The 19,296-nt window shown below is 67.6% G+C and carries 19 protein-coding genes; 13 read left to right on the top strand and 6 right to left on the bottom strand.

Annotation, left to right across the window (positions count from 1 at the left end):
- Both I55_RS20050 and I55_RS20055 read right to left on the bottom strand, forming a co-directional pair.
- On the bottom strand, positions 1–2,751 hold a 2,751-nt coding region (locus I55_RS20050), incomplete at its 3' end, for an efflux RND transporter permease subunit (protein ID WP_044562359.1).
- Between the two features lie 12 nt (positions 2,752–2,763).
- The gene (locus tag I55_RS20055; protein WP_252181228.1) at positions 2,764–3,945 is read right to left on the bottom strand and encodes an efflux RND transporter periplasmic adaptor subunit; all 1,182 of its coding nucleotides are present in this window, start codon (positions 3,943–3,945) and stop codon (positions 2,764–2,766) included.
- A gap of 443 nt (positions 3,946–4,388) precedes the next feature.
- On the opposite strand from I55_RS20055, the gene cyoA reads away from it, so the two are divergent.
- From cyoA to I55_RS20080, 5 genes are all read left to right on the top strand, one after another.
- On the top strand, positions 4,389–5,285 hold the full coding sequence (gene cyoA / locus I55_RS20060; protein ID WP_083901281.1) for a ubiquinol oxidase subunit II: 897 nt from the start codon (positions 4,389–4,391) through the stop codon (positions 5,283–5,285).
- A 13-nt stretch (positions 5,286–5,298) separates the two neighbouring features.
- A complete protein-coding gene (cyoB, locus tag I55_RS20065; RefSeq protein ID WP_044562360.1) occupies positions 5,299–7,293 on the top strand; it encodes a cytochrome o ubiquinol oxidase subunit I in 1,995 nt (664 codons plus the stop codon).
- Entirely contained in the window at positions 7,290–7,922 is a 633-nt protein-coding gene (gene cyoC / locus I55_RS20070; protein ID WP_044562391.1) for a cytochrome o ubiquinol oxidase subunit III, read from the top strand. Before cyoB ends, cyoC begins: the two co-directional genes overlap by 4 nt.
- Before the next feature lies 1 nt (position 7,923).
- On the top strand, positions 7,924–8,331 hold the full coding sequence (cyoD, locus tag I55_RS20075) for a cytochrome o ubiquinol oxidase subunit IV (RefSeq protein ID WP_044562361.1): 408 nt from the start codon (positions 7,924–7,926) through the stop codon (positions 8,329–8,331).
- 164 nt (positions 8,332–8,495) lie between these two features.
- Positions 8,496–10,571 carry a PAS domain-containing sensor histidine kinase gene (locus I55_RS20080; RefSeq protein ID WP_044562392.1) on the top strand — a complete coding sequence of 692 codons (2,076 nt, stop codon included), beginning with the start codon at positions 8,496–8,498 and terminating at the stop codon, positions 10,569–10,571.
- Positions 10,572–10,705: 134 nt separating this feature from the next.
- Here the strand turns inward: I55_RS20080 and mce are convergent, their stop codons facing one another.
- A complete protein-coding gene (gene mce, locus I55_RS20085; RefSeq protein ID WP_044562362.1) occupies positions 10,706–11,122 on the bottom strand; it encodes a methylmalonyl-CoA epimerase in 417 nt (138 codons plus the stop codon).
- Positions 11,123–11,290: 168 nt separating this feature from the next.
- On the opposite strand from mce, the gene I55_RS20090 reads away from it, so the two are divergent.
- The 8 genes from I55_RS20090 (at position 11,291) to I55_RS20125 (ending at position 16,285) form a co-directional block, all read left to right on the top strand.
- On the top strand, positions 11,291–12,304 hold the full coding sequence (locus I55_RS20090; RefSeq protein ID WP_044562363.1) for an NADPH:quinone oxidoreductase family protein: 1,014 nt from the start codon (positions 11,291–11,293) through the stop codon (positions 12,302–12,304).
- Between the two features lie 91 nt (positions 12,305–12,395).
- The gene (locus I55_RS20095) at positions 12,396–12,911 is read left to right on the top strand and encodes a DUF6438 domain-containing protein (protein WP_159107245.1); all 516 of its coding nucleotides are present in this window, start codon (positions 12,396–12,398) and stop codon (positions 12,909–12,911) included.
- Positions 12,912–12,973: 62 nt separating this feature from the next.
- Positions 12,974–13,579, top strand: a complete 606-nt coding sequence (locus I55_RS20100) for a TetR/AcrR family transcriptional regulator (RefSeq protein ID WP_044562365.1) — start codon at positions 12,974–12,976, stop codon at positions 13,577–13,579.
- A 103-nt stretch (positions 13,580–13,682) separates the two neighbouring features.
- Positions 13,683–14,783: an NADH:flavin oxidoreductase/NADH oxidase gene (locus I55_RS20105; protein ID WP_044562366.1), complete on the top strand. Its 1,101-nt coding sequence runs from the start codon at positions 13,683–13,685 to the stop codon at positions 14,781–14,783.
- Between the two features lie 27 nt (positions 14,784–14,810).
- Entirely contained in the window at positions 14,811–15,110 is a 300-nt protein-coding gene (locus I55_RS20110; protein ID WP_044562367.1) for a putative quinol monooxygenase, read from the top strand.
- Positions 15,111–15,230: 120 nt separating this feature from the next.
- Positions 15,231–15,608, top strand: a complete 378-nt coding sequence (locus I55_RS20115) for an ACT domain-containing protein (RefSeq protein ID WP_044562368.1) — start codon at positions 15,231–15,233, stop codon at positions 15,606–15,608.
- Positions 15,609–15,681: 73 nt separating this feature from the next.
- A complete protein-coding gene (locus I55_RS20120; protein ID WP_044562369.1) occupies positions 15,682–15,963 on the top strand; it encodes a type II toxin-antitoxin system RelE/ParE family toxin in 282 nt (93 codons plus the stop codon).
- Positions 15,964–15,976: 13 nt separating this feature from the next.
- Entirely contained in the window at positions 15,977–16,285 is a 309-nt protein-coding gene (locus I55_RS20125) for a HigA family addiction module antitoxin (RefSeq protein ID WP_252181229.1), read from the top strand.
- A gap of 67 nt (positions 16,286–16,352) precedes the next feature.
- Here I55_RS20125 and I55_RS20130 read toward each other — a convergent pair whose 3' ends face one another.
- Genes I55_RS20130 through I55_RS20140 form a run of 3 tightly spaced genes read right to left on the bottom strand, consistent with a single transcriptional unit; the run spans position 16,353 to position 19,180 of the window.
- Positions 16,353–17,288, bottom strand: a complete 936-nt coding sequence (locus tag I55_RS20130; RefSeq protein ID WP_044562370.1) for an electron transfer flavoprotein subunit alpha/FixB family protein — start codon at positions 17,286–17,288, stop codon at positions 16,353–16,355.
- Positions 17,289–17,290: 2 nt separating this feature from the next.
- Positions 17,291–18,040, bottom strand: coding sequence for an electron transfer flavoprotein subunit beta/FixA family protein (locus I55_RS20135; protein ID WP_044562371.1), 750 nt, complete (start codon positions 18,038–18,040; stop codon positions 17,291–17,293).
- 12 nt (positions 18,041–18,052) lie between these two features.
- Complete coding sequence (locus tag I55_RS20140; RefSeq protein WP_044562372.1) at positions 18,053–19,180, bottom strand: acyl-CoA dehydrogenase; 1,128 nt, start codon at positions 19,178–19,180, stop codon at positions 18,053–18,055.
- Between the last annotated feature and the right edge of the window lie 116 nt (positions 19,181–19,296).

A 19,296-nucleotide genomic window follows, 5' to 3' on the forward strand; every position in this document is an offset into this window, starting at 1 on the left:
CGCCGTCAGCAGGCACATGGGCACGATCAGGATGACCGACAGCGGCAGCATCCAGCTTTCGTACTGGGCGGCCAGCAGCAGGTAGACGAAGACCACGGCGAGGCCGAAGGCGATGGGCGCGGTGTTGCCGGCGATGATCTGCTGGAAGGTCAGTTCCGTCCATTCGATGGCGAAGCCGTCGGGCAGATGCTCGCGCGCCAGCTTCTCCACGCTCGCGATGGCCTGGCTGCTCGACACGCCGGGGGCGGGCGTGCCCTGCAGCTCCGCCGCCGGGTACAGGTTGTAGCGCGGCACGCGGTAAGGCCCAGTCACATCGCGGAAGGTGGCGACGGAGCCCAGGGGCACCAGCCCGCCGCCATCGGACCGGGTGCGCAGGTAGGACAGGTCGCGCACGGTCATGCGGTTGTTGCCGTCGGCCTGCGCCGTCACCCGGTAGGTGCGGCCCAGCAGGTTGAAATCGTTGACGAAGGCGGAGCCCAGATAGACGTTCAACGTGTCGAAGATGCGCGATGGCGGCACGCCCAGCATGTCGGCCTTCACCCGGTCGATATCGGCGTACACCTGGGGCGTGCGGGTGTTGTACAGGCTGAACACGCTGGTCAGGCCCGGGGTCTGGTTGGCCGCCAGCATCATCTCCTGCGTGGCGTTGGCCAGGGCTTGGAGGCCACGCGCCCGCCTATCCTCGATATAGAGCTTGAAGCCGCCGGAAGAGCCGATGCCCGGCACCGTGGGTGGCGGGATCAGCAGGATCAGCGCGCCATCGATCTGCTGCAGCGTCTTCTGCAGATCGCCGAAGATGCCCTGGGTCGTCAGGCCGCCCCGCTCCGCGAAGGGCAGCGTCCGTACGAAGACGGCACCGGCGTTGGGGGCGTTGGTGAAGGTGGCGCCGTCGAAGCCGGCGAAGCCCACGGTGTGGGCCACGCCCGGCCGGGACGCCAGCAGGTCCTGCACCCGGCGCAGGATGGCGTCGGTGCGGCTGATGGACGACCCCGGCGGCAGCTGGATGACGGTGATGAAATAACCCTGGTCCTGCGACGGGATGAAGCCGGTGGGCGTGCGGGCGATGACCACGCCGCCCAAGGCGATGCAGCCGGCATAGACCAGCAGCACCACCGTCGCCAACCGCACCAGGTGCCCGGTCAGCCGGCCGTAGCGGTCGGATAGCCAGTCGAAGCCCCGGTTGAAACCACCGAAGAACCGCGCCACCGGATGGAAGCCACGCCGGGGCGCCGTATGGACATGCTCATGCGGCTTCAACAGCAGGGCCGCCAGCGCCGGGCTGAGGGTCTGCGACACCAGCATGGAGATCAGGGTGGCAGCGGCGATGGTGACGCCGAACTGGCGGTAGAACTGGCCGGAAATGCCGGTGAGGAAGGTCGTGGGCAAGAAGACGGCTGTCAGCACCAGGGCGATGGCGATCAGCGCCTCCCCCACCTCGTCCATGGTCTTGTGCGCCGCCTCACGCGGGGACAAGCCCTCCGCCAGGTTACGCTCGACGTTCTCCACCACCACGATGGCGTCGTCGACAACAATGCCGATGGCCAGAACCAGGCCGAACAGCGACAGGTTGTTGAGCGAGAAACCCGCCGCCGCCATGACGGCGAAGGTGCCGATCAGCGAGATCGGGATGGCGATGATGGGGATCAGGGCCGCCCGCCACGACTGCAGGAAGACGATGACGACGACCACCACCAGCACCACCGCCTCGAAGATGGTGTGGTAGACCTCCTTCACCGATTCCGCGATGTATTCGGTGGGATTGTAAACCACCTTGTAGGCTAGGCCCTTGGGCATGTCGTGGCTCATGGTTTCCATGGCCGACAGCACGGTGGCCGCCGTCTTCAGGGCGTTCGACCCCGGGCGCTGGTAGATCAGGATGGCGGCGGCGCGCTTGCCGTCCACATAGGAATAGGTGTTGTAGTCCTGCGCGCCCAGTTCCACCCAGCCCACGTCGCGCACCCGGGTCACGCGGCCCTGGGCGTCGGATTTGATGACGATGTCGGCGAACTGGCTGGGGTCGGTCAAGCGCCCCAGGGTTTGCACCTGCACCTCGAAGGCGCTGGGCCGGGGCACCGGCGGGTGGTTCAACTGGCCCGACGCCACCTGCACGTTGTTGCCCTTCAGGGCCTCCACCACCTCCGCCGTCGTCAGGCCACGGGCCTGCACCTTTTCCGGATCCAGCCAGACGCGCATGGAATAGTCGCCGGCGCCACGGATGCGGGCGTCGCCCACGCCGTCGATGCGGGCCAGCGGGTCGCGCACCTGCAGCGTGGCGTAGTTGGAAATGTAGAGCTGGTCCAGGCTGTCATCCGGAGAGAACAGGTGGATGACCATCATCAGGTTGGGGGAGTTCTTGCGCGTGGTGACGCCCAGGCGGTTGACCTCGTCCGGCAGATGCGGTTGGGCCACCGACACGCGGTTCTGCACCAGCACCTGGGCCTTGTCGATGTCCGTGCCCAGCTTGAAGGTGATGGTCAGCGACAGGCCGCCGTCGCCCGTGTTCTGGGAGACCATGTACAGCATGTCGTCGACGCCGTTGATCTCCTGCTCCAACGGGGCGGCGACGGTGTTGGCCACCGTCTCGGCCGAGGCGCCGGGGTAGGTCGCCGTCACCACCACGGTGGGGGGCGCCACCTCCGGATACTGGGCCACCGGCAGGGCGAAATAGGCCAGCGCCCCCACCAGTGTGATCAGGACGGAGATGACGCAGGCGAAGATCGGCCGCTCGATGAAGAAGTGGGAGAATTTCATGGCGGCGTCCCCTCACTGCTCGGCCGCGGGCGTGACGGTGCCGGGCTGGGGCGTGACCTTGGTGCCGGGCCTGGCCCGCATCAGGCCGCTGATGATGACGCGGTCGGTCGGCGCCAGGCCGGATTTGACCACCCGCAAGCCATAGGCCAGGGTGCCCAGCACCACCGGCTTGGGCGTCACCGTGCCGTCCTCCGCCACCGTCAGGACGATCTTGTGCGACTGGTCCGACGCCACCGCCTCGTCCGGCACCAGCAGGGCGTCGTATTCACCGGAGCCCAGCAGCCGCATGCGGCCGAAGGTGCCGGGGTGCAGGAAGTCGTCCGCGTTGGGGATGACGGCGCGGCCCCGGATGGTGCCGGAATTGGGGTCCAGCCGGTTGTCGACGAAGTCCATCTCCCCCTTGCGGGTCCAGCCGGTCTCATCCATCAGCCGAACGTAGACGGGGTTGGGGGTGTCGCGGGACGAGCCGCGCTTGCCCTCCAGCGCCAGGCGGTTGTAGCGCAGGTAGTCCGCCTCGCTGCCGTCGAAGACGAAATAGATGGGGTCCTGCGTCACGATGGTGGCCAGCAGGGTCGATTGCGCCGTGCCGCCGCTGACCAGGTTGCCGATGTCGATCTTGCGGTCGCCGATGCGGCCGGTGATGGGGGAGCGGATCTGGGTGAACTCCAGGTCCAGCGCCGCCGACCGGGCGGCGGCCGTGGCACTAGCCACCGCCGCCTGGCTCTCCTGCTCCGCCTGGGCGCGGGTGTCATACTCCTCCTGGCTGATCGCGCGGGCGGACAGCAGTTGGGCCGCCCGTTTCAGTTCCGAAACGGCCAGCGCCTGGCGGGTCTTTTCCCGCTGCACATCCGCGTTGGCCTTGTCCAGGGTGGCCTGGAAGGGGCGCGGGTCGATGACGAACAGCAGGTCGCCCTTCTGCACCACCTGGCCGTCGCGGAACTTGATCTGGTCCAGGTAGCCGGAGACGCGGGCGCGCAATTCCACGGTCTGCACCGCCTCGAACCGGCCGGTGAATTCATCCCAGTCCACGATCTTGTGCGGCAGGGGCTGGGCCACCGTGACGGGTGGCGGGCCGGCGTTGGCGGCCGGCGGCGCCTTGTCACCACAGGCGGCCAGACCCAGCGCCACTAAGGGAACCAGGAACGGGACGCGGCGCCGGCGGGCCGGCGGCGACAGCTTGGCGACGGACAGCATCCTTCCCCCCAACACGGCTCAAGTCCCAAGCCCGGCGAACGGCGGCCAGCCTGGCTTTAATTGCCGGTCACACTATGGGGCGGGTGAAGGGGTGGCTTGCGCGGGAGGGCCCTGATTTGTGTTTTTCCGCCGCTTTCGCAGATGGGCGCTTCTTAAGGCCAAGCCGCCATGCCGCCGGCCAACGTGCGCAAGGTGATGGAATAGCGCAGGGCCTCGCCATCGGGATGCCGTGTTCCCACACCGCGCGGGCCCTGCCCGCCAGCACGTAGGCCGACCGGGGCGCCAGAGGCAGGTGACGCGCCGCCACGCCCGATCCTCCCGGCATATGGGGTGCCGCGGCATTTTTTCCGCAGGCCGGCCCGGAACTTAATCATCACTCCCGGCATTACCCAAACGCTGTCCACCCCAGCCCCGTCCCCAGGGCCGTTTCCCGAGGAAACGCCATGCACCGTCATGCCACCGTCGCCCTGTTGCTCTCGGTGCTGACCGGCGTTGCCGGCTGCACCAGCGGCATCCTGGATCCCCAGGGGCCGGTGGCGTCGGCCGAGCTGACCATCCTGATCAACTCCCTGGGCATCATGCTGGCCATCGTCGTGCCCACCATCCTGGCGACGCTGGGGGTTGCCTGGTGGTTCCGCGCCGGCAACACCCGCGCCCAGCATCGTCCGGATTGGGAATATTCCGGCCGGATCGAGATGGTGGTGTGGGCCATTCCCGCCATGACCGTGCTGCTGCTGGGCGGTATCGGCTGGGTCAGTTCCCGGGACCTGGACCCGCCCAAGCCCCTGGCCTCCAGCGCGCCCACCTTGCGGGTGCAGGTGGTGTCGCTGGACTGGAAATGGCTGTTCATCTACCCGGACCAGGGCATCGCCAGCATCAATCACGTGGTCGTGCCCGCCGGCGCGCCCGTCCGTTTCGAGCTGACGTCGGACGGCGTCATGAACAGCTTTTTCGTGCCACAGCTGGGCAGCCAGATCTACACGATGCCCGGCATGGTCACCCGCCTGCACCTGCAGGCGGACAAGCCCGGCCGTTACCCCGGCATCTCGGCGCAATTCAGCGGCGCGGGCTTTCCCGACATGCGGTTCACGCTTGAGGCGGTGTCGCGACGGGACTTCGACGCCTGGGTGGCGGCCGCCCAGGGCCGCGGCGAAACGCTGGACGCCGACGCCTTCCGCCGGCTGACCAAAGCCAGCCGCGCGGACCAGCCGCGCACCTTCCGCGCCATCGACCCGCGCCTGTTCAACGCCGTCGTGAACCCGGGCCACGAGACCATCCTGCCGGAACCCAACCCCAATTTCCCCGGACACGATTATCCGCCCCTGAACAAGGGCTCCTGACGAAGGAAGCAGCATGTTCGGCAAATTGAGTTGGAGCGCCATTCCGGTCGACGAACCGATCGACATGATCGCCTCGGGCCTGATGGTCCTGGCGGTGCTGAGCCTGCTGGCCTGGGTGACGGCCAAGGGCCATTGGCGCTACCTGTGGCGGGAGTGGCTCACCTCGGTCGAGCATAAGCGCATCGGCGTCATGTACATCGTCCTGGCGCTGGTCATGCTGCTGCGCGGCTTCACCGACGCGGTCATGATGCGGGCGCAGCAGGCGGTGTCCGTGGGACCGGACGGCGGCTACCTGCCGCCGGAGCATTACAACCAGATCTTCTCCGCCCACGGCACCATCATGATCTTCTTCATGGCGATGCCCTTCATCATCGGGCTGATGAATTTCGCCGTGCCGCTGCAACTGGGCATCCGCGACGTCGCCTTTCCCACGCTCAACTCAGTCAGCCTGTGGCTGACGGCGTCCGGCATCCTGCTGACCAACATGTCCCTGGTGGTCGGGGAATTCGCCCGCACCGGCTGGCTGGCCTATCCACCGCTGAGCGAGCTGAAATATTCCCCCGGCGTCGGCGTCGACTATTATCTCTGGGCCCTGCAGATATCGGGCGTGGGCACGCTGCTGTCCGGCATCAACCTGGCGACCACCATCCTGAAGATGCGGGCGCCAGGGATGGGCTACACCCGCATGCCGGTGTTCTGCTGGACCGCGCTGGCGTCCAACCTGCTGATCATCGCCGCCTTCCCCGTGCTGACCGCCACCTTCGCCATGCTGCTGCTGGACCGCTACCTCGGCATGCACTTCTTCACCGTGGACGGCGACGGCAACCCGATGATGTACATCAACCTCATCTGGATCTGGGGCCATCCGGAGGTCTACATCCTGATCCTGCCGTGCTTCGGCGTCTTCTCCGAAGTGGTCTCCACCTTTTCCGGCAAGCCGCTGTTCGGTTACCGCTCCATGGTCGCGGCCACCATGGCCATCTGCGTCCTGTCCTTCATCGTCTGGCTGCACCACTTCTTCACCATGGGTGCCGGCGCCAACGTGAACGGCTTCTTCGGCGTCATGACCATGATCATCGCCGTGCCCACCGGCGTGAAGGTCTACAACTGGCTTTTCACCATGTATGGCGGGCGCGTGCGCTTCCACGCGCCCATGTATTGGTCCGTGGGCTTCATGGTCACCTTCGTCATCGGCGGCATGACGGGCGTGCTGCTGGCCGTGCCCCCGGCGGACTTCATCCTGCACAACAGCCTGTTCCTGATCGCCCATTTCCACAACGTCATCATCGGGGGCGTCGTGTTCGGCGTGCTGGCCGGCTACATGTACTGGTTCCCCAAGGCCTTCGGCTTCACCCTGCACGAGGGCTGGGGCAAGGTCTCGTTCTGGTGCTGGTTCATCGGTTTCTACCTGGCGTTCATGCCCCTCTACTACCTGGGCATGCTGGGCATGACCCGCCGGCTGCAGCACTATGACAACCCGGCCTGGCAGCCCTGGCTGATCGTGGCGGCCGCGGGCGTCGTGTTCATCATGGCCGGCATCCTGGCGTTGATCGTCCAATTGGTCGTCTCCATCCGCACCCGCGACCAGCGCCGCGACCTGACCGGTGATCCCTGGGGCGGACGCTCGCTGGAATGGTCCACGCCCTCGCCCCCGCCCGCCTGGAACTTCGCCATCCTGCCGCGGGTGGAACGCGAGGACGACTATTGGCACACGAAGGCCCGCGCCCGGGAGGAGCGCATCGCGGCCGCCCGGGCCCTGGTCTACGAAGACATCCACATGCCCAGGAACAGCCCCACGGGATTCATCACCGCGTTTTTCGCCGTGGTGACCGGCTTCGCCCTAATCTGGCACATCTGGTGGATGGTGGCGCTGGGCCTGGCGGGCGCCCTGGCAACCACGCTGGTCTTCGCCTGGCGGGACGAGAGCGAATTCGAGATAGCGGCCGATGAGGTCGCCCAGGCCGACCAGGCGCATATCGAGGCCTATTGGGCGGGAACGGCGCCATGACCGCCGCCGCCGTGCACCACCCCACCACCCATCACGGCATGCCGGCCGCCTCCAGCGCTGCGGGTCCGGCGCCCAAGCGCATCATCATCGCCTATGGCTTCTGGCTTTTCCTGCTCAGCGACATCGTCATGTTCTCGACCATCTTCGCGACATACGCGGTGGTGGCGAGGGCGACGGCGGGCGGGCCAACGGGAGCCCAGCTGTTCGATCCCGTCAACGTCGCGGTCGAGACGGCCCTGCTGCTGTTCTCCAGCTTCAGCTGCGGGATGATGTCGCTGGCCATGAATGCCCGGAACCGCAGCGCCTTTTACGTCGGCGCGGCCGTGACCTTCCTGCTGGGACTGGGCTTCCTGGCCCTGGAAATGCGGGAGTTCGCGGACATGGTCGCCCAAGGCGCCACGCCGCAGCGTAGCGCCTTCCTGTCGGGCTTCTTCACCCTGGTGGGCTGTCACGGCGCGCACGTGGCCGCCGGCCTGTTGTGGCTGGTGGTCATGGTGGCCCAAGTCGCGGACAAGGGATGGCGCCGCCCCGTCTGCCACCGGCTGATGTGCTTCAGCCTATTCTGGCACGCCCTGGACATCATCTGGGTCGCCCTGTTCACGATCGTCTACCTGATGGGAGGACGCTGAGATGACGGACACCCCGCATGACCATCCCGCCGACCACGCCGCGCCCGGCGGCGACACCGCGCCCGGGGACAGCCGGGAAGCGCTGCTGTCCAGCCTCAGGGCCTATATCATCGGCCTGGCGCTGGCCATCCTCCTGACCGGCACCTCCTTCTGGGCGGCGGGCACGCACCTGCTTTGGGCGCCCGGCGTGCCCATCGGCCTGGCGGTGCTGGCGGTGGCCCAGATGGGGGTGCACCTGGTGTTTTTCCTGCATATCACCACCGGCCCCGACAACACCAACAACGTGCTGGCCTTGGCCTTCGGCATCCTGATCGTCTTCCTGGTCGTGGCCGGGTCGCTGTGGATCATGGCCAACCTCAGCGCCAACATGATGCCCCTGGAAATGATGGATCTGCATCGTCAACATTGATCCCCCTCTTACTTTCGGATGAGGACGGACGTCCGACATGGTCTTTGGTGGACGATGCCGGCCCCTGCCCGTCCGTGACATAACAGGCCTTCACGGTCGCCGCCCGAGGGGTGGCGAGAAGCGGGGGACTGCGGGTGAACGGAACCCAACGTCGGACAGTGGATGTGACGCGGCCGGCCTTCCTGGCCGGCGGCGGGGAAATGGCCGACCTGATCGCCGCCTTCGACTGGACCGGCACGCCCCTGGGGCCCATCAGCCAGTGGCCGCAAAGCCTGCAGACCACGGTCGCCCTGATCCTGCGCTCCCCCGTCCCCATCGTCACCCTGTGGGGCCCGGACGGCATCATGATCTACAACGATGCCTATTCCGGCTTCGCCGGCGGGCGCCACCCCCGGCTGCTGGGCTCCAAGGTCCGCGAGGGCTGGCATGAGGTCGCCGACTTCAACGACAATGTCATGAAGGTGGGGCTGGCCGGCGGCACGCTGGCCTATCAGGACCAGGAACTGACGCTGCACCGTTCCGGCCGGCCGGAGCAGGTGTGGATGAACCTGGACTACTCCCCCATCCTGGATGAGGGCGGGCAGCCGGCGGGCGTCATCGCCATCGTGGTGGAAACGACGGCCAAGGTGCGGGCGGAACGGAACCTGCGCGTCACCGCCGAGAAGTTGGCCCGCCTGAACGCCGACCTGGAACAGCGGGTGGCGGAGCGCACGGCCGAACGCGACCGCGTCTGGCGCTTTTCCCGGGACCTGCTGCTGGTGGTGGGCCGCGACGGCATCTTCCGCGACGTCAACCCCGCCTGGCTGCCCGTGCTGGGCTACGACGCGGACGAGATCATCGGCCACAGCTTCCTGGACCTGGTCTGGGCCGAGGACGCGCGCGGCACGACCGTCGCCCACGACAGCCTGCTGGTCGAAGGCCAATTGTTGAGCTTCGAGAACCGCCTGCGCCACAAGGACGGCACGCCCCGCTGGATCTCCTGGAATTCCGTCACCGAGGGGGACGTCGTCTACGGCTATGGCCGCGACATCACGGCGGAGAAGCGGCAGGCCGCCGCCCTGCAACTGGCGGAGGAACAGTTGCGGCAGGCGCAGAAGATGGAGGCGGTGGGCCAGTTGACCGGTGGCCTGGCCCACGACTTCAACAACCTCCTGACCGCCATCAGCGGCAGCCTGGAACTGCTGGAGCAGCGCGTCCGTCAGGGCCGGCTGGGAGCGCTTGACCGCTATATGACCGCCGCGCGCGGGGCGGTGGATCGCGCCGCCGCCCTTCACCCACGGCTGCTGGCCTTCTCCCGTCAGCAGACCCTGGACCCCAGTCCCACGGACATCAGCCGCCTGGTGCGCGGCATGGAGGATCTGGTGCGGCGCACGGTGGGGCCGGGCATCGCGCTGGACGTGGACACACCCATCGACCTGTGGACCACCCTGATCGACGCCAACCAGCTGGAAAGCGCGCTGCTGAACCTGTGCATCAACGCCCGCGACGCCATGCCCCAGGGCGGCCACATCACCATTGAGGCGGGCAACCGCGTGATCCAGGAGGCGGCCGGCGCCCCGGACATGCCGGCGGGCGACATTCCTGCCGGCCAGTACGTGCGGCTGAGCGTCACCGACACCGGCGTCGGCATGCCGCCGGACGTGGTGGCCCGCGCGTTCGATCCCTTCTTCACCACCAAGCCCATCGGCCAGGGCACCGGCCTGGGCCTTTCCATGATCTACGGCTTCGTACGTCAGTCGGGCGGCCAGGTCCGCATCCGGTCGGAGGTTGGCCAGGGCACCACCGTCTCGCTTTACCTGCCCCGCCACGAGGGCCAGGAGCGCGCGGCGGAGATGCTGGCCATCGCCCAGGCCGCCCCCCGGGCCAAGCGGGGGGAGACCGTGCTGGTGGTGGATGACGAGCCCACCGTGCGCCTGCTGGTGACGGAGGTGCTGGACGAACTGGGCTACACCACGCTGGAGGCGGCGGACGGCGCCAGCGGCCTGCGCATCCTGGAATCGGACGCCGTCATCGACCTTCTGGTGACGGACGTGGGCCTGCCGCAGGGCATGAACGGCCGCCAGCTGGCCGATGCCGGACGGGAGCTGCGTCCCGGCCTGAAGGTGCTGTTCATCACCGGCTATGCCGAGAACGCGGTCATCGGCAATGAACGGCTGCCCCCCGGCCTGCACATCCAGACCAAGCCCTTCACCATGGAAACCCTGGGGAACCGGATCAAAGGAATCCTGAGCGGAGGATAGTTGTGTTCATTTTCCCTCAGGCGCCGGGCGCCCGCATCCGCGGGCTTGGCTATCCTCGATTTCCAGTCCGCTGACGCTCCCCAGAAATCTCCGGCGGCCCCGGTCGGGGCCTAGGGTTTATGTAGGGCCCCGGATCAGTGCGCCTCCTTCGGCGTCTCCATCAGTTCCACCAGCACGCCGCCCATACTCTTGGGGTGCACGAAGATGACGGGCGTACCGTGGGCGCCGATGCGGGGCTGGCCCAGCACGATGGCGCCCTTGGCCGCCATGTCGGCGGCGGCGGCGTGGATGTCCGGCACTTCGAAGCAGACATGGTGCTGGCCACCTTGGGGGAACTTCCTCAGGAAGGCGTGGATGGGCGAGGCCTCGCCCAGGGGCTCGATCAGCTCGATCTGGCTGTTGGGCGTGTCGATGAAGCAGACGCGCACGCCTTGGGCCGGCAGGTCGAAGGGCTCGCGAATCACCGTGGCGCCCAAAAGGTCACGATAGACGGCGACGGCGCCCTCGATCGACGGTGTGGCGATGCCGACATGGTTCAGGCGGCCGATCATGTGTGACACTCCCTTTTCCGAAAACCCGGCCTGCCAGCGCACTGCGGGCGGCCCCTTGCCGGCGCGATCCTGGAAAGGGTGCGGGGACCGGTCAATATGAATGATGGACCGGCGCCCATGCCCTCGGACACTCTCACACACAAGCGAACAAATCAGCGGGAGGAAGCGATGCGGGCATGGCGCAGCCATCAGGCGGGCGGACCGGACACCCTGGTCCTGGACACGGGCTTGCCGCCGCCGGTGCCCGGCCCCGGCCAATTGGTGCTCCAGGTGGCCGCGACCGCCCTCAACTACCCCGACCTGCTGGTGATCCAGGACCTGTACCAGGCCCGCCCGCCGCGCCCCTTCGCCCCGGGGCTGGAGGTGGCCGGCCGGGTGACAGCCGTGGGCGACGGCGTCCAGGGCCTGGCGGTCGGCGACCGCGTCATCGGTGTGGTGCCGCATGGCGGCCTGTCGGAACAGCTGGCCGTGCCGGCAACCGAATGCCTGCCCCTGCCCGATGGCGTGGACGATGCCGCCGGCGCCGCCCTGCGCCTGACCTACGGCACCAGCCATTACGCCTTGCGTGACCGCGCCAAGCTGGCCCCCGGCGAAACCCTGGTGGTGCTGGGCGCCGCCGGGGGCGTGGGCCTGGCGGCGGTGCAATTGGGCAAGGCCATGGGCGCCATCGTCGTGGCCGCCGCCTCCACGCCCGAAAAGGCCGCTGTGGCCAAGGAGAATGGCGCCGACGCCGTGGTGGTCTACCCCGCCAGTCTCGATGATCCGGCCGCCGCCAAGGCCTTCACCGCCGCGTTGCGCGCCGCCTGCCAATCCGTCTCCCCCCGGGGTGAGGCCGACGTGATCTACGACCCCATGGGCGGCGCCTATGCCGAGCCCGCCTTCCGCGCCCTGGGCTGGCGCGGCCGCTACCTGGTGGTGGGCTTCACCGCCGGCATCCCCAAGCTGCCGCTGAACCTGACCCTGCTGAAGGACGGCGCGGTGCTGGGCGTCTTCTATGGCGAGTTCACCCGCCGCGACCCCGTCTTGGCCCGCACCTACCTGGATGAGATCATGGCCTGGCTCGCCGCCGGCACCATCCGCCCCCATGTCGGCCTGCGCCTGCCCTTCAACCGCGCGCCCGAAGGCCTGAAGGCCCTGGGCGCCCGCCAAGCCGTGGGCAAGATCGTGGTGGAGGTGGGGTGACTACCGTTCGTTGCGGCCCATCACACCGCCGCCACAATCCGGCGCCACCGTCCGCCCCGTGACTGCGATGCTGTGGGGGAATAGGATGAAGGTGCCGGCTTGGCTTGGCGGTATGGTCGTCTGGACGGCGATGGGCATCGTCCTGGCCGGTTGCGCGCCTGGAAAAAGCGACGCGACGGCCACCACCATCGCGTTGAAGCGCGGCGCTTGCTACGGCACCTGTCCCGTTTACACGATCGAAATCCAGGGGGATGGGATGGTCACCTATGACGGTGCCCCCAGTGCCATGGGTGGCGGTACCGCGACCCTTGGACGGCAGACCGGCCGCGCGGATCAGCAGGGCATAGACACGCTGCTGGCCATGGTGCGCGCCATGGACTTCTACCACCTGGCGGATCGGTATGCGGCACCCGTCTCGGACCTTCCCACCAACATCGTCACGGTTTCCATCGACGGCAGAACCAAGACGGTCATCGATTACGGCGGCATGCGCGCCGGCATGCCCAAGGCGGTGAGGGATCTGGAGGCCAAGATCGATGAGGTGGCGGGCACGGCCCAGTGGCTGCATCCCCCTGCGGAGACTGGGCAAGAGACGACGGGACGATAAAAGTCTCCACCGGGTGATGGCGGTCACTAGACGACTGGTCTAATCGTGCTTATGTACGGCCCATGATCGCCAAACCCCACAGCATCGACGTGCGCCAGCACATCCTGGACACCGCCCAGCGCATCATCGGTGGCAAGGGGTTCGCCGCGGTCGGGTTGAACGAGATCTTAGGCGCGGCCAATGTGCCCAAGGGGTCGTTCTACCACTACTTCGACTCCAAGGACGCCTTCGGCACGGCGCTGCTGGAAAGCTATTTCGAAACCTACCTGGCAGACCTGGACCGGCAGCTGTCAGCCCCGGGCCGGCCGGTGGTGGAGCGGCTGCTGGCCTATTGGCAGAACTGGATCGACACCCAGGGCGATTGCGATGCCGAGGGCAAATGCCTGGCGGTGAAGCTGGGCGCCGAGGTCGCCGACCTGTCGGAGGCCATGCGCGCCGTGCTGGACCGGGGCACGAAGGCCATTATCACGCGCCTGGGCCAGGCGCTGGAGGACGGCGCCGCCGATGGCTCCCTGACCGTCGCCGGGGCCGCCTGCCCCACGGCCGAGACCCTGTACCAGACCTGGCTGGGCGCCAGCCTGATGGCCAAGATTTCCCGCAGCGCCGCCCCGCTGGAGGCCGCCATGCGCGCCACCCGGATGATGCTGCACCTCGACACACCCCACTGACCCCTTCCTCCATGCCCATCGAGCCGAAGGTTCCGGCGTCCAATCGCTAGACGACCGGTCTATTCACAGATCAATCCTTTCCCGTTTCATCCGGAGTTTTTTCATGCCCACCTTGTTCGATCCCCTGAAGATCAAGGACGTGACCTTACGCAACCGCATCGCCGTGCCGCCGATGTGCCAGTACAGCGCCACGGACGGCCTGCCCAATGACTGGCATCTCAGCCATTACGCAGGCTTGGCCCGGGGTGGCGCCGGCCTAGTGGTCGTGGAGGCCACCGGTGTGGCGCCCGAAGGCCGCATCACCCCCGCCTGCACCGGCCTGTGGAACGACGCCCAGGCCCAGGCCTTCGTGCCCATCGTCCGCGCCATCAAGGCCGCCGGCTCCGTGCCCGGCATCCAGATCGCCCATGCGGGCCGCAAGGCCAGCGCCAACCGCCCGTGGGACGGTGACGACCACATCGCCGACGGCGATCCCCGCGGCTGGGACACCATCGCCCCGTCAGCCGTGGCCTTCGGCGCCAACCTGCCCAAGGTGCCCCGGGCCATGACCCTGGACGACATCGCCCGGGTGAAAGAGGACTTCGTGGCCGCCGCCAAGCGGGCGCTGGACGCCGGCTTCGAGTGGCTGGAACTGCACTTCGCCCATGGCTATCTGGCGCAGAGCTTCTTCAACCGTGACGCCAACCAACGCACCGACCAGTACGGCGGCAATGCCGAGAACCGGGGCCGCTTCCTGGTGGAGACCCTGGCCGCCGTGCGCAAGGTATGGCCGGAGCACCTGCCCCTGACCGCCCGCTTCGGCGTCATCGAATATGACGGCCGGGATGAGGAGACGCTGGCGGAGTCCATCGCCCTGACCCGCCGCTTCCGCCAGGAGGGGCTGGATCTGCTGAGCGTCAGCGTCGGCTTCTCCACACCCAAGGGCAATGTGCCGTGGGGCCCCGCCTTCCTGGCCCCCGTCGCCGCCCGCGTGCGCCAGGAGGCCGGCATCCCCGTCTCCTCCGCCTGGGGTTTCGCCAACCCCGAAGTCGCCGACCGTGTGGTGCGGGAAGGGCAGCTGGACCAGGTGCTGGTCGGCCGCAACCACCTGGCCAACCCGCACTGGCCCTACGCCGCGGCCTTGAAGCTGGGTGAGGAGCGCCCGTCCTGGGTCCTGCCCGCCCCCTACGCCCACTGGCTGCAGCGCTACGCTGTCGAAGCCTGACCCCAAAAAGCTGAAAGGACCTATGCCATGAGCATTTCCCTGATCGCCACCGTCACGCCCAAGCCTGAGGCCGTGGACAAGGTGGAGGCCCTGATGCGCGAGTTGACCGGCCACTCCCGGGCGGAAGCGGGCAACCGCCGCTACGACCTGTTCCGGGGCACGGACACGCCGGTCCGCTTCCACGTGTTCGAGATCTACGCCGATGAGGCGGCCATCGAGGCCCACCGCGCCAGCCCCCACTACACCGCCTTCCGCGCGGCGGTGGGCGACCTGCTGGCCGAGGCGCCGGTGGTGGTGACCGCGGTTCCGGTGGACACGGTAGAATGAGGCCCGGAGATCGCGGCGGCCAGGTCCAGCCGCCGCCATCCCAATCCTGTGCGGTGGGAAGCTTTCCGGTAAGGTGGCGCCGTCATCGGCGCCACCGCGTCATTGTACGGAAAGCACCCCATGGGCATTACCTTGCGGCACCTGGACGGCCGCTACGCCATCGTCCAGTTCCCGCCCGCCACCCCTTTGCCCACCTGGTGGGAGGGCGACGGCTTCACCGCACTGGCCCGGGATGATGAGGAACTGACGCTGGTCTGCCGGGAAGAGCGGGTGCCGCAGGACGTGAAGGCTGACCGCGACTGGGTCTGCCTGAAGTTCATCGGCCCCTTCGCCTTCGACCAGGCGGGCATCCTGCTGTCGGTCATCCGCCCCCTATCGGAGGATGGCATCGGCGTCTTCGTCACCTCCACCTTCAACACCGACCATTTGATGGTGAAGGCGGAGAACCGGGACCGCGCGTTGTCCCTGCTGAGCGCGGCGGGGCATACTGTATCATAGGGGGATACGCTCGACCCTTGTTTCGCGTATCGCATCGTGATACACAGTGAATGCTGGCATACAAGCAGCGGCGATGATCAAAAGCACCAAAGGCAAGGTTAGTCAGGAAATGCTCGCCGGTACCTTGACCAAAGGCTTTCCGGCCGACTTGGTGCGCACGGCGCAGCGGAAGCTGGCGATCATCCATGCCGCGGCCAGTGTGGAGGATCTGCGCGTTCCCCCCGGCAATCGCTTGGGAAAACTGTCTGGAGATCGTGAAGGCCAGCATTCCATCCGGATCAACGACCAGTGGCGCGTGTGCTTCCGCTGGGAAGGCTGTGATGCCTACGATGTTGAGATCGTCGATTACCATTGAACGGAGTGGCCCCGTGACCACCGATGCCCTCGTCGCCATGCGCCCCATCCATCCCGGCGAAATCCTGCGGGAGGAGTTCATGGAACCCCTGGGCCTGACGGCGGGCAAGATCGCCAAGGCCTGCGGTGTACCCCGCACGCGGATCGAGCGGGTGGCGACGGAGCAGACAGATGTCACGGCGGATACCGCCCTGCGCCTGGCCAAAGCGCTGGGTACCACAGCACAGTTCTGGCTGAACGTGCAGATCACCCACGACTTGGCCCTCGCTCATCAAAGTGTGGACCTGTCGGCGGTGCAGGTGCTGCATCACGCAGCGGAATAAAAATTGGCCGGGCGCCCTTGCGAGCACCCAGCCAGTTCGCGGTGTTATTCCTTCAGCCTGAACAGCCTCAGACCTCGGCGGTCAGTTCCGGCACGGCCTTGAACAGGTCGGCCACCAGGCCGTAGTCGGCGATCTGGAAGATCGGCGCCTCCTCGTCCTTGTTGATGGCGACGATGACCTTGCTGTCCTTCATGCCGGCCAGGTGCTGGATGGCGCCCGAGATGCCGACGGCGATGTACAGTTCCGGCGCCACGATCTTGCCCGTCTGACCGACCTGGTAGTCGTTGGGCACGAAGCCGGCGTCCACCGCGGCGCGCGACGCGCCCACGGCGGCCCCCAGCTTGTCGGCCAGCGCCTCCAGCAGGGGGAAGTTGTCGCCGGACTGCATGCCCCGGCCGCCCGAGACGATCACCCGGGCCGACGTCAGCTCCGGCCGTTCGGACTTGGAGACCTCCTGGCTCACGAACTTGGACAGGCCGGAATCGGTGGCGCCGGACGCGGCCTCGACCGAGGCGCTGCCGCCCGTGGCCGCCACCGCCTCGAACGCCGTGCCGCGCACCGTCGCCACCTTCACCGGGTCCGACGACTGCACGGTGGCGATGGCGTTGCCGGCGTAGATGGGCCGGGTGAAGGTGTCGGGGCTTTCCACCCCGGTGATGTCGCTGATCTGCGCCACGTCCAACAGGGCCGCAACGCGCGGCGCCACGTTCTTGCCGAAGGTGGTGCTGGGCGCCAGCACGTGGCTGTAGCCGCCGGCCTTCACCAGGCCCACCACCAGCGGGGCCACGTTTTCCGCCAGGCCATGCGCCAGCTCGGCGGCATCGGCCGTCAGCACCTTGGCCACGCCCGCGACCTGGGCGGTGGCGTCAGCCACGGCACCCACGCCCTGGCCCAGCACCAGCACATGCACGTCGCCACCCAGCTTGGATGCGGCACCCAGGGTGGTCAGCGTCGGGACCTTCACACCTTCCGCAGAAGGCTCAGCGATAACAAGAGTCGTCATGGTCAGATCACCCGCGCTTCGGTCTTCAGCTTGACCACCAGCTCCTGGACGGAGCCCACCTTCACACCCCCGGCCCGCTTGGCCGGCTCCGCCACCTTCAGCGTCTTCAGCCGCGGCGCCAGGTCCACGCCCAGGCTGGCGGCGTCCACCGTCTCCAGCGGCTTCTTCTTGGCCTTCATGATGTTGGGCAGCGAGGCGTAGCGCGGCTCGTTCAGGCGCAGGTCGGTGGTCACCACCGCCGGCAGCTTCAGCTCCACCGTCTCCAGGCCGCCGTCGATCTCACGCGTCACGGCAACGGTACCCTCCGCCGGCACCACCTTGCTGGCGAAGGTGCCCTGGGCCCAGCCCAGCAGGGCCGCCAGCATCTGGCCAGTCTGGTTGGCGTCGTCGTCGATCGCCTGCTTGCCCAGGATGACCAGGCCGGGCTGTTCCTTCTCCGCCAGCGCCTTCAGCGCCTTGGCGACACCCAGCGGCTGCGTCTCCGCGTCACTCTGCACCAGGATGGCGCGATCGGCACCCATCGCCAGGGCGGTACGCAGCGTCTCTTGCGCCTGGGTCGGCCCCACGCTCACCACCACGATCTCGGTGGCCTTGCCCGCCTCTTTCAGGCGCACAGCCTCCTCAACCGCGATCTCGTCGAACGGGTTCATCGACATCTTGACGTTGGCCGTCTCCACACCCGTGCCGTCCGCCTTCACGCGAACCTTCACGTTGTAGTCAACGACCCGCTTGACCGCGACCAGCACCTTCATTCGCTTCAGTCCTTACAGGTTGCGGGAAATCACCAGCTTCTGGATATCGCTGGTGCCCTCGTAAATCTGGCAGACGCGCACATCGCGATAGATGCGCTCCACCGGGAAATCATCGACGTAGCCATAGCCGCCGAAGGTCTGGATGGCGTCGGAACAGACCCGTTCCGCCATCTCCGACGCGAACAGCTTGGCCATCGACGCCTCTTTCAGGCAGGGCTGGCCCGCCTGGCGAAGGGCGGCAGCATGCAGCACCAGCTGCCGCGCCGCCTCGATGCGGGTGGCCATGTCCGCCAGGCGGAAGGCCACGGCCTGATGCTCGATGATGGCCGCCCCCATGCTGGTGCGCTCGCGGGCGTAATCCCGCGCCGCCTCAAACGCGGCTTGCGCCATGCCCACGGACTGCGACGCGATGCCGATGCGCCCCCCCTCCAGGTTGGCCAGCGCGATGCGATAGCCCTGGCCCGGCTCGCCCAGCAGGGCGTCGGCCGGCACCCGCACACCGTCGAACACGATCTGGGCTGTGTCGGAACAGCGCTGGCCCAGCTTGTGCTCCAGCCGCGCCACGGTGTAGCCGGGGGTGTCGGTCGGCACCAGGAAGGCGGAGATGCCCTTCTTGCCCGCCGCCGGATCGGTCACGGCGAACACCAGGGCCACGCCCGCGTTCCGCCCATTGGTGATGAACTGCTTGGCGCCGGTGATGACCCAATGGTCGCCGTCACGCACAGCACGCGTCTTCAGGGCCGAGGCGTCGGATCCGGCCTGCGGCTCCGTCAGGCAGAAGGCGCCCAGCATCTGGCCGGTTGCCATGGCGCGCAGGTAGCGGTCCTTCTGGGCCTGGGTGCCGAACTTCAGGATGGGGGCGCAGCCGACGGAGTTGTGCACGCTCATGATGGTGGAGATGGCGCCGTCGCCAGCCGCGATCTCCTCGATCGCCAGAACGTAGGAGAGGATATCGGTGCCGGCCCCGCCCCATTCCTCGGGCACCAGCATTCCCATCAGGCCCAGTTCCCCCATGGCCTTCAGTTCTTCCGCCGGAAAACGGCTGGTCCGGTCCCGCTCGGCCGCGCCCGGCGCCAGCCGTTCACGGGCGAAGGCGCGGGCCATGTCCCGCACCATGGCCTGTTCTTCGGTGATCAGCATAGGGGCGTTTCCTCCGGAGTTTCACGCCGGAATTCTGGGCCGGCTTGCCAGTTGCAACCACACTAGACATGATCGATCCAATCTGAAATGACCAAGCGGATCAAATCCGGTGATCG

Source organism: Azospirillum sp. B4, assembly GCF_000333275.1.
In the GTDB taxonomy this organism is placed as follows: Bacteria; Pseudomonadota; Alphaproteobacteria; order Azospirillales; family Azospirillaceae; genus Nitrospirillum.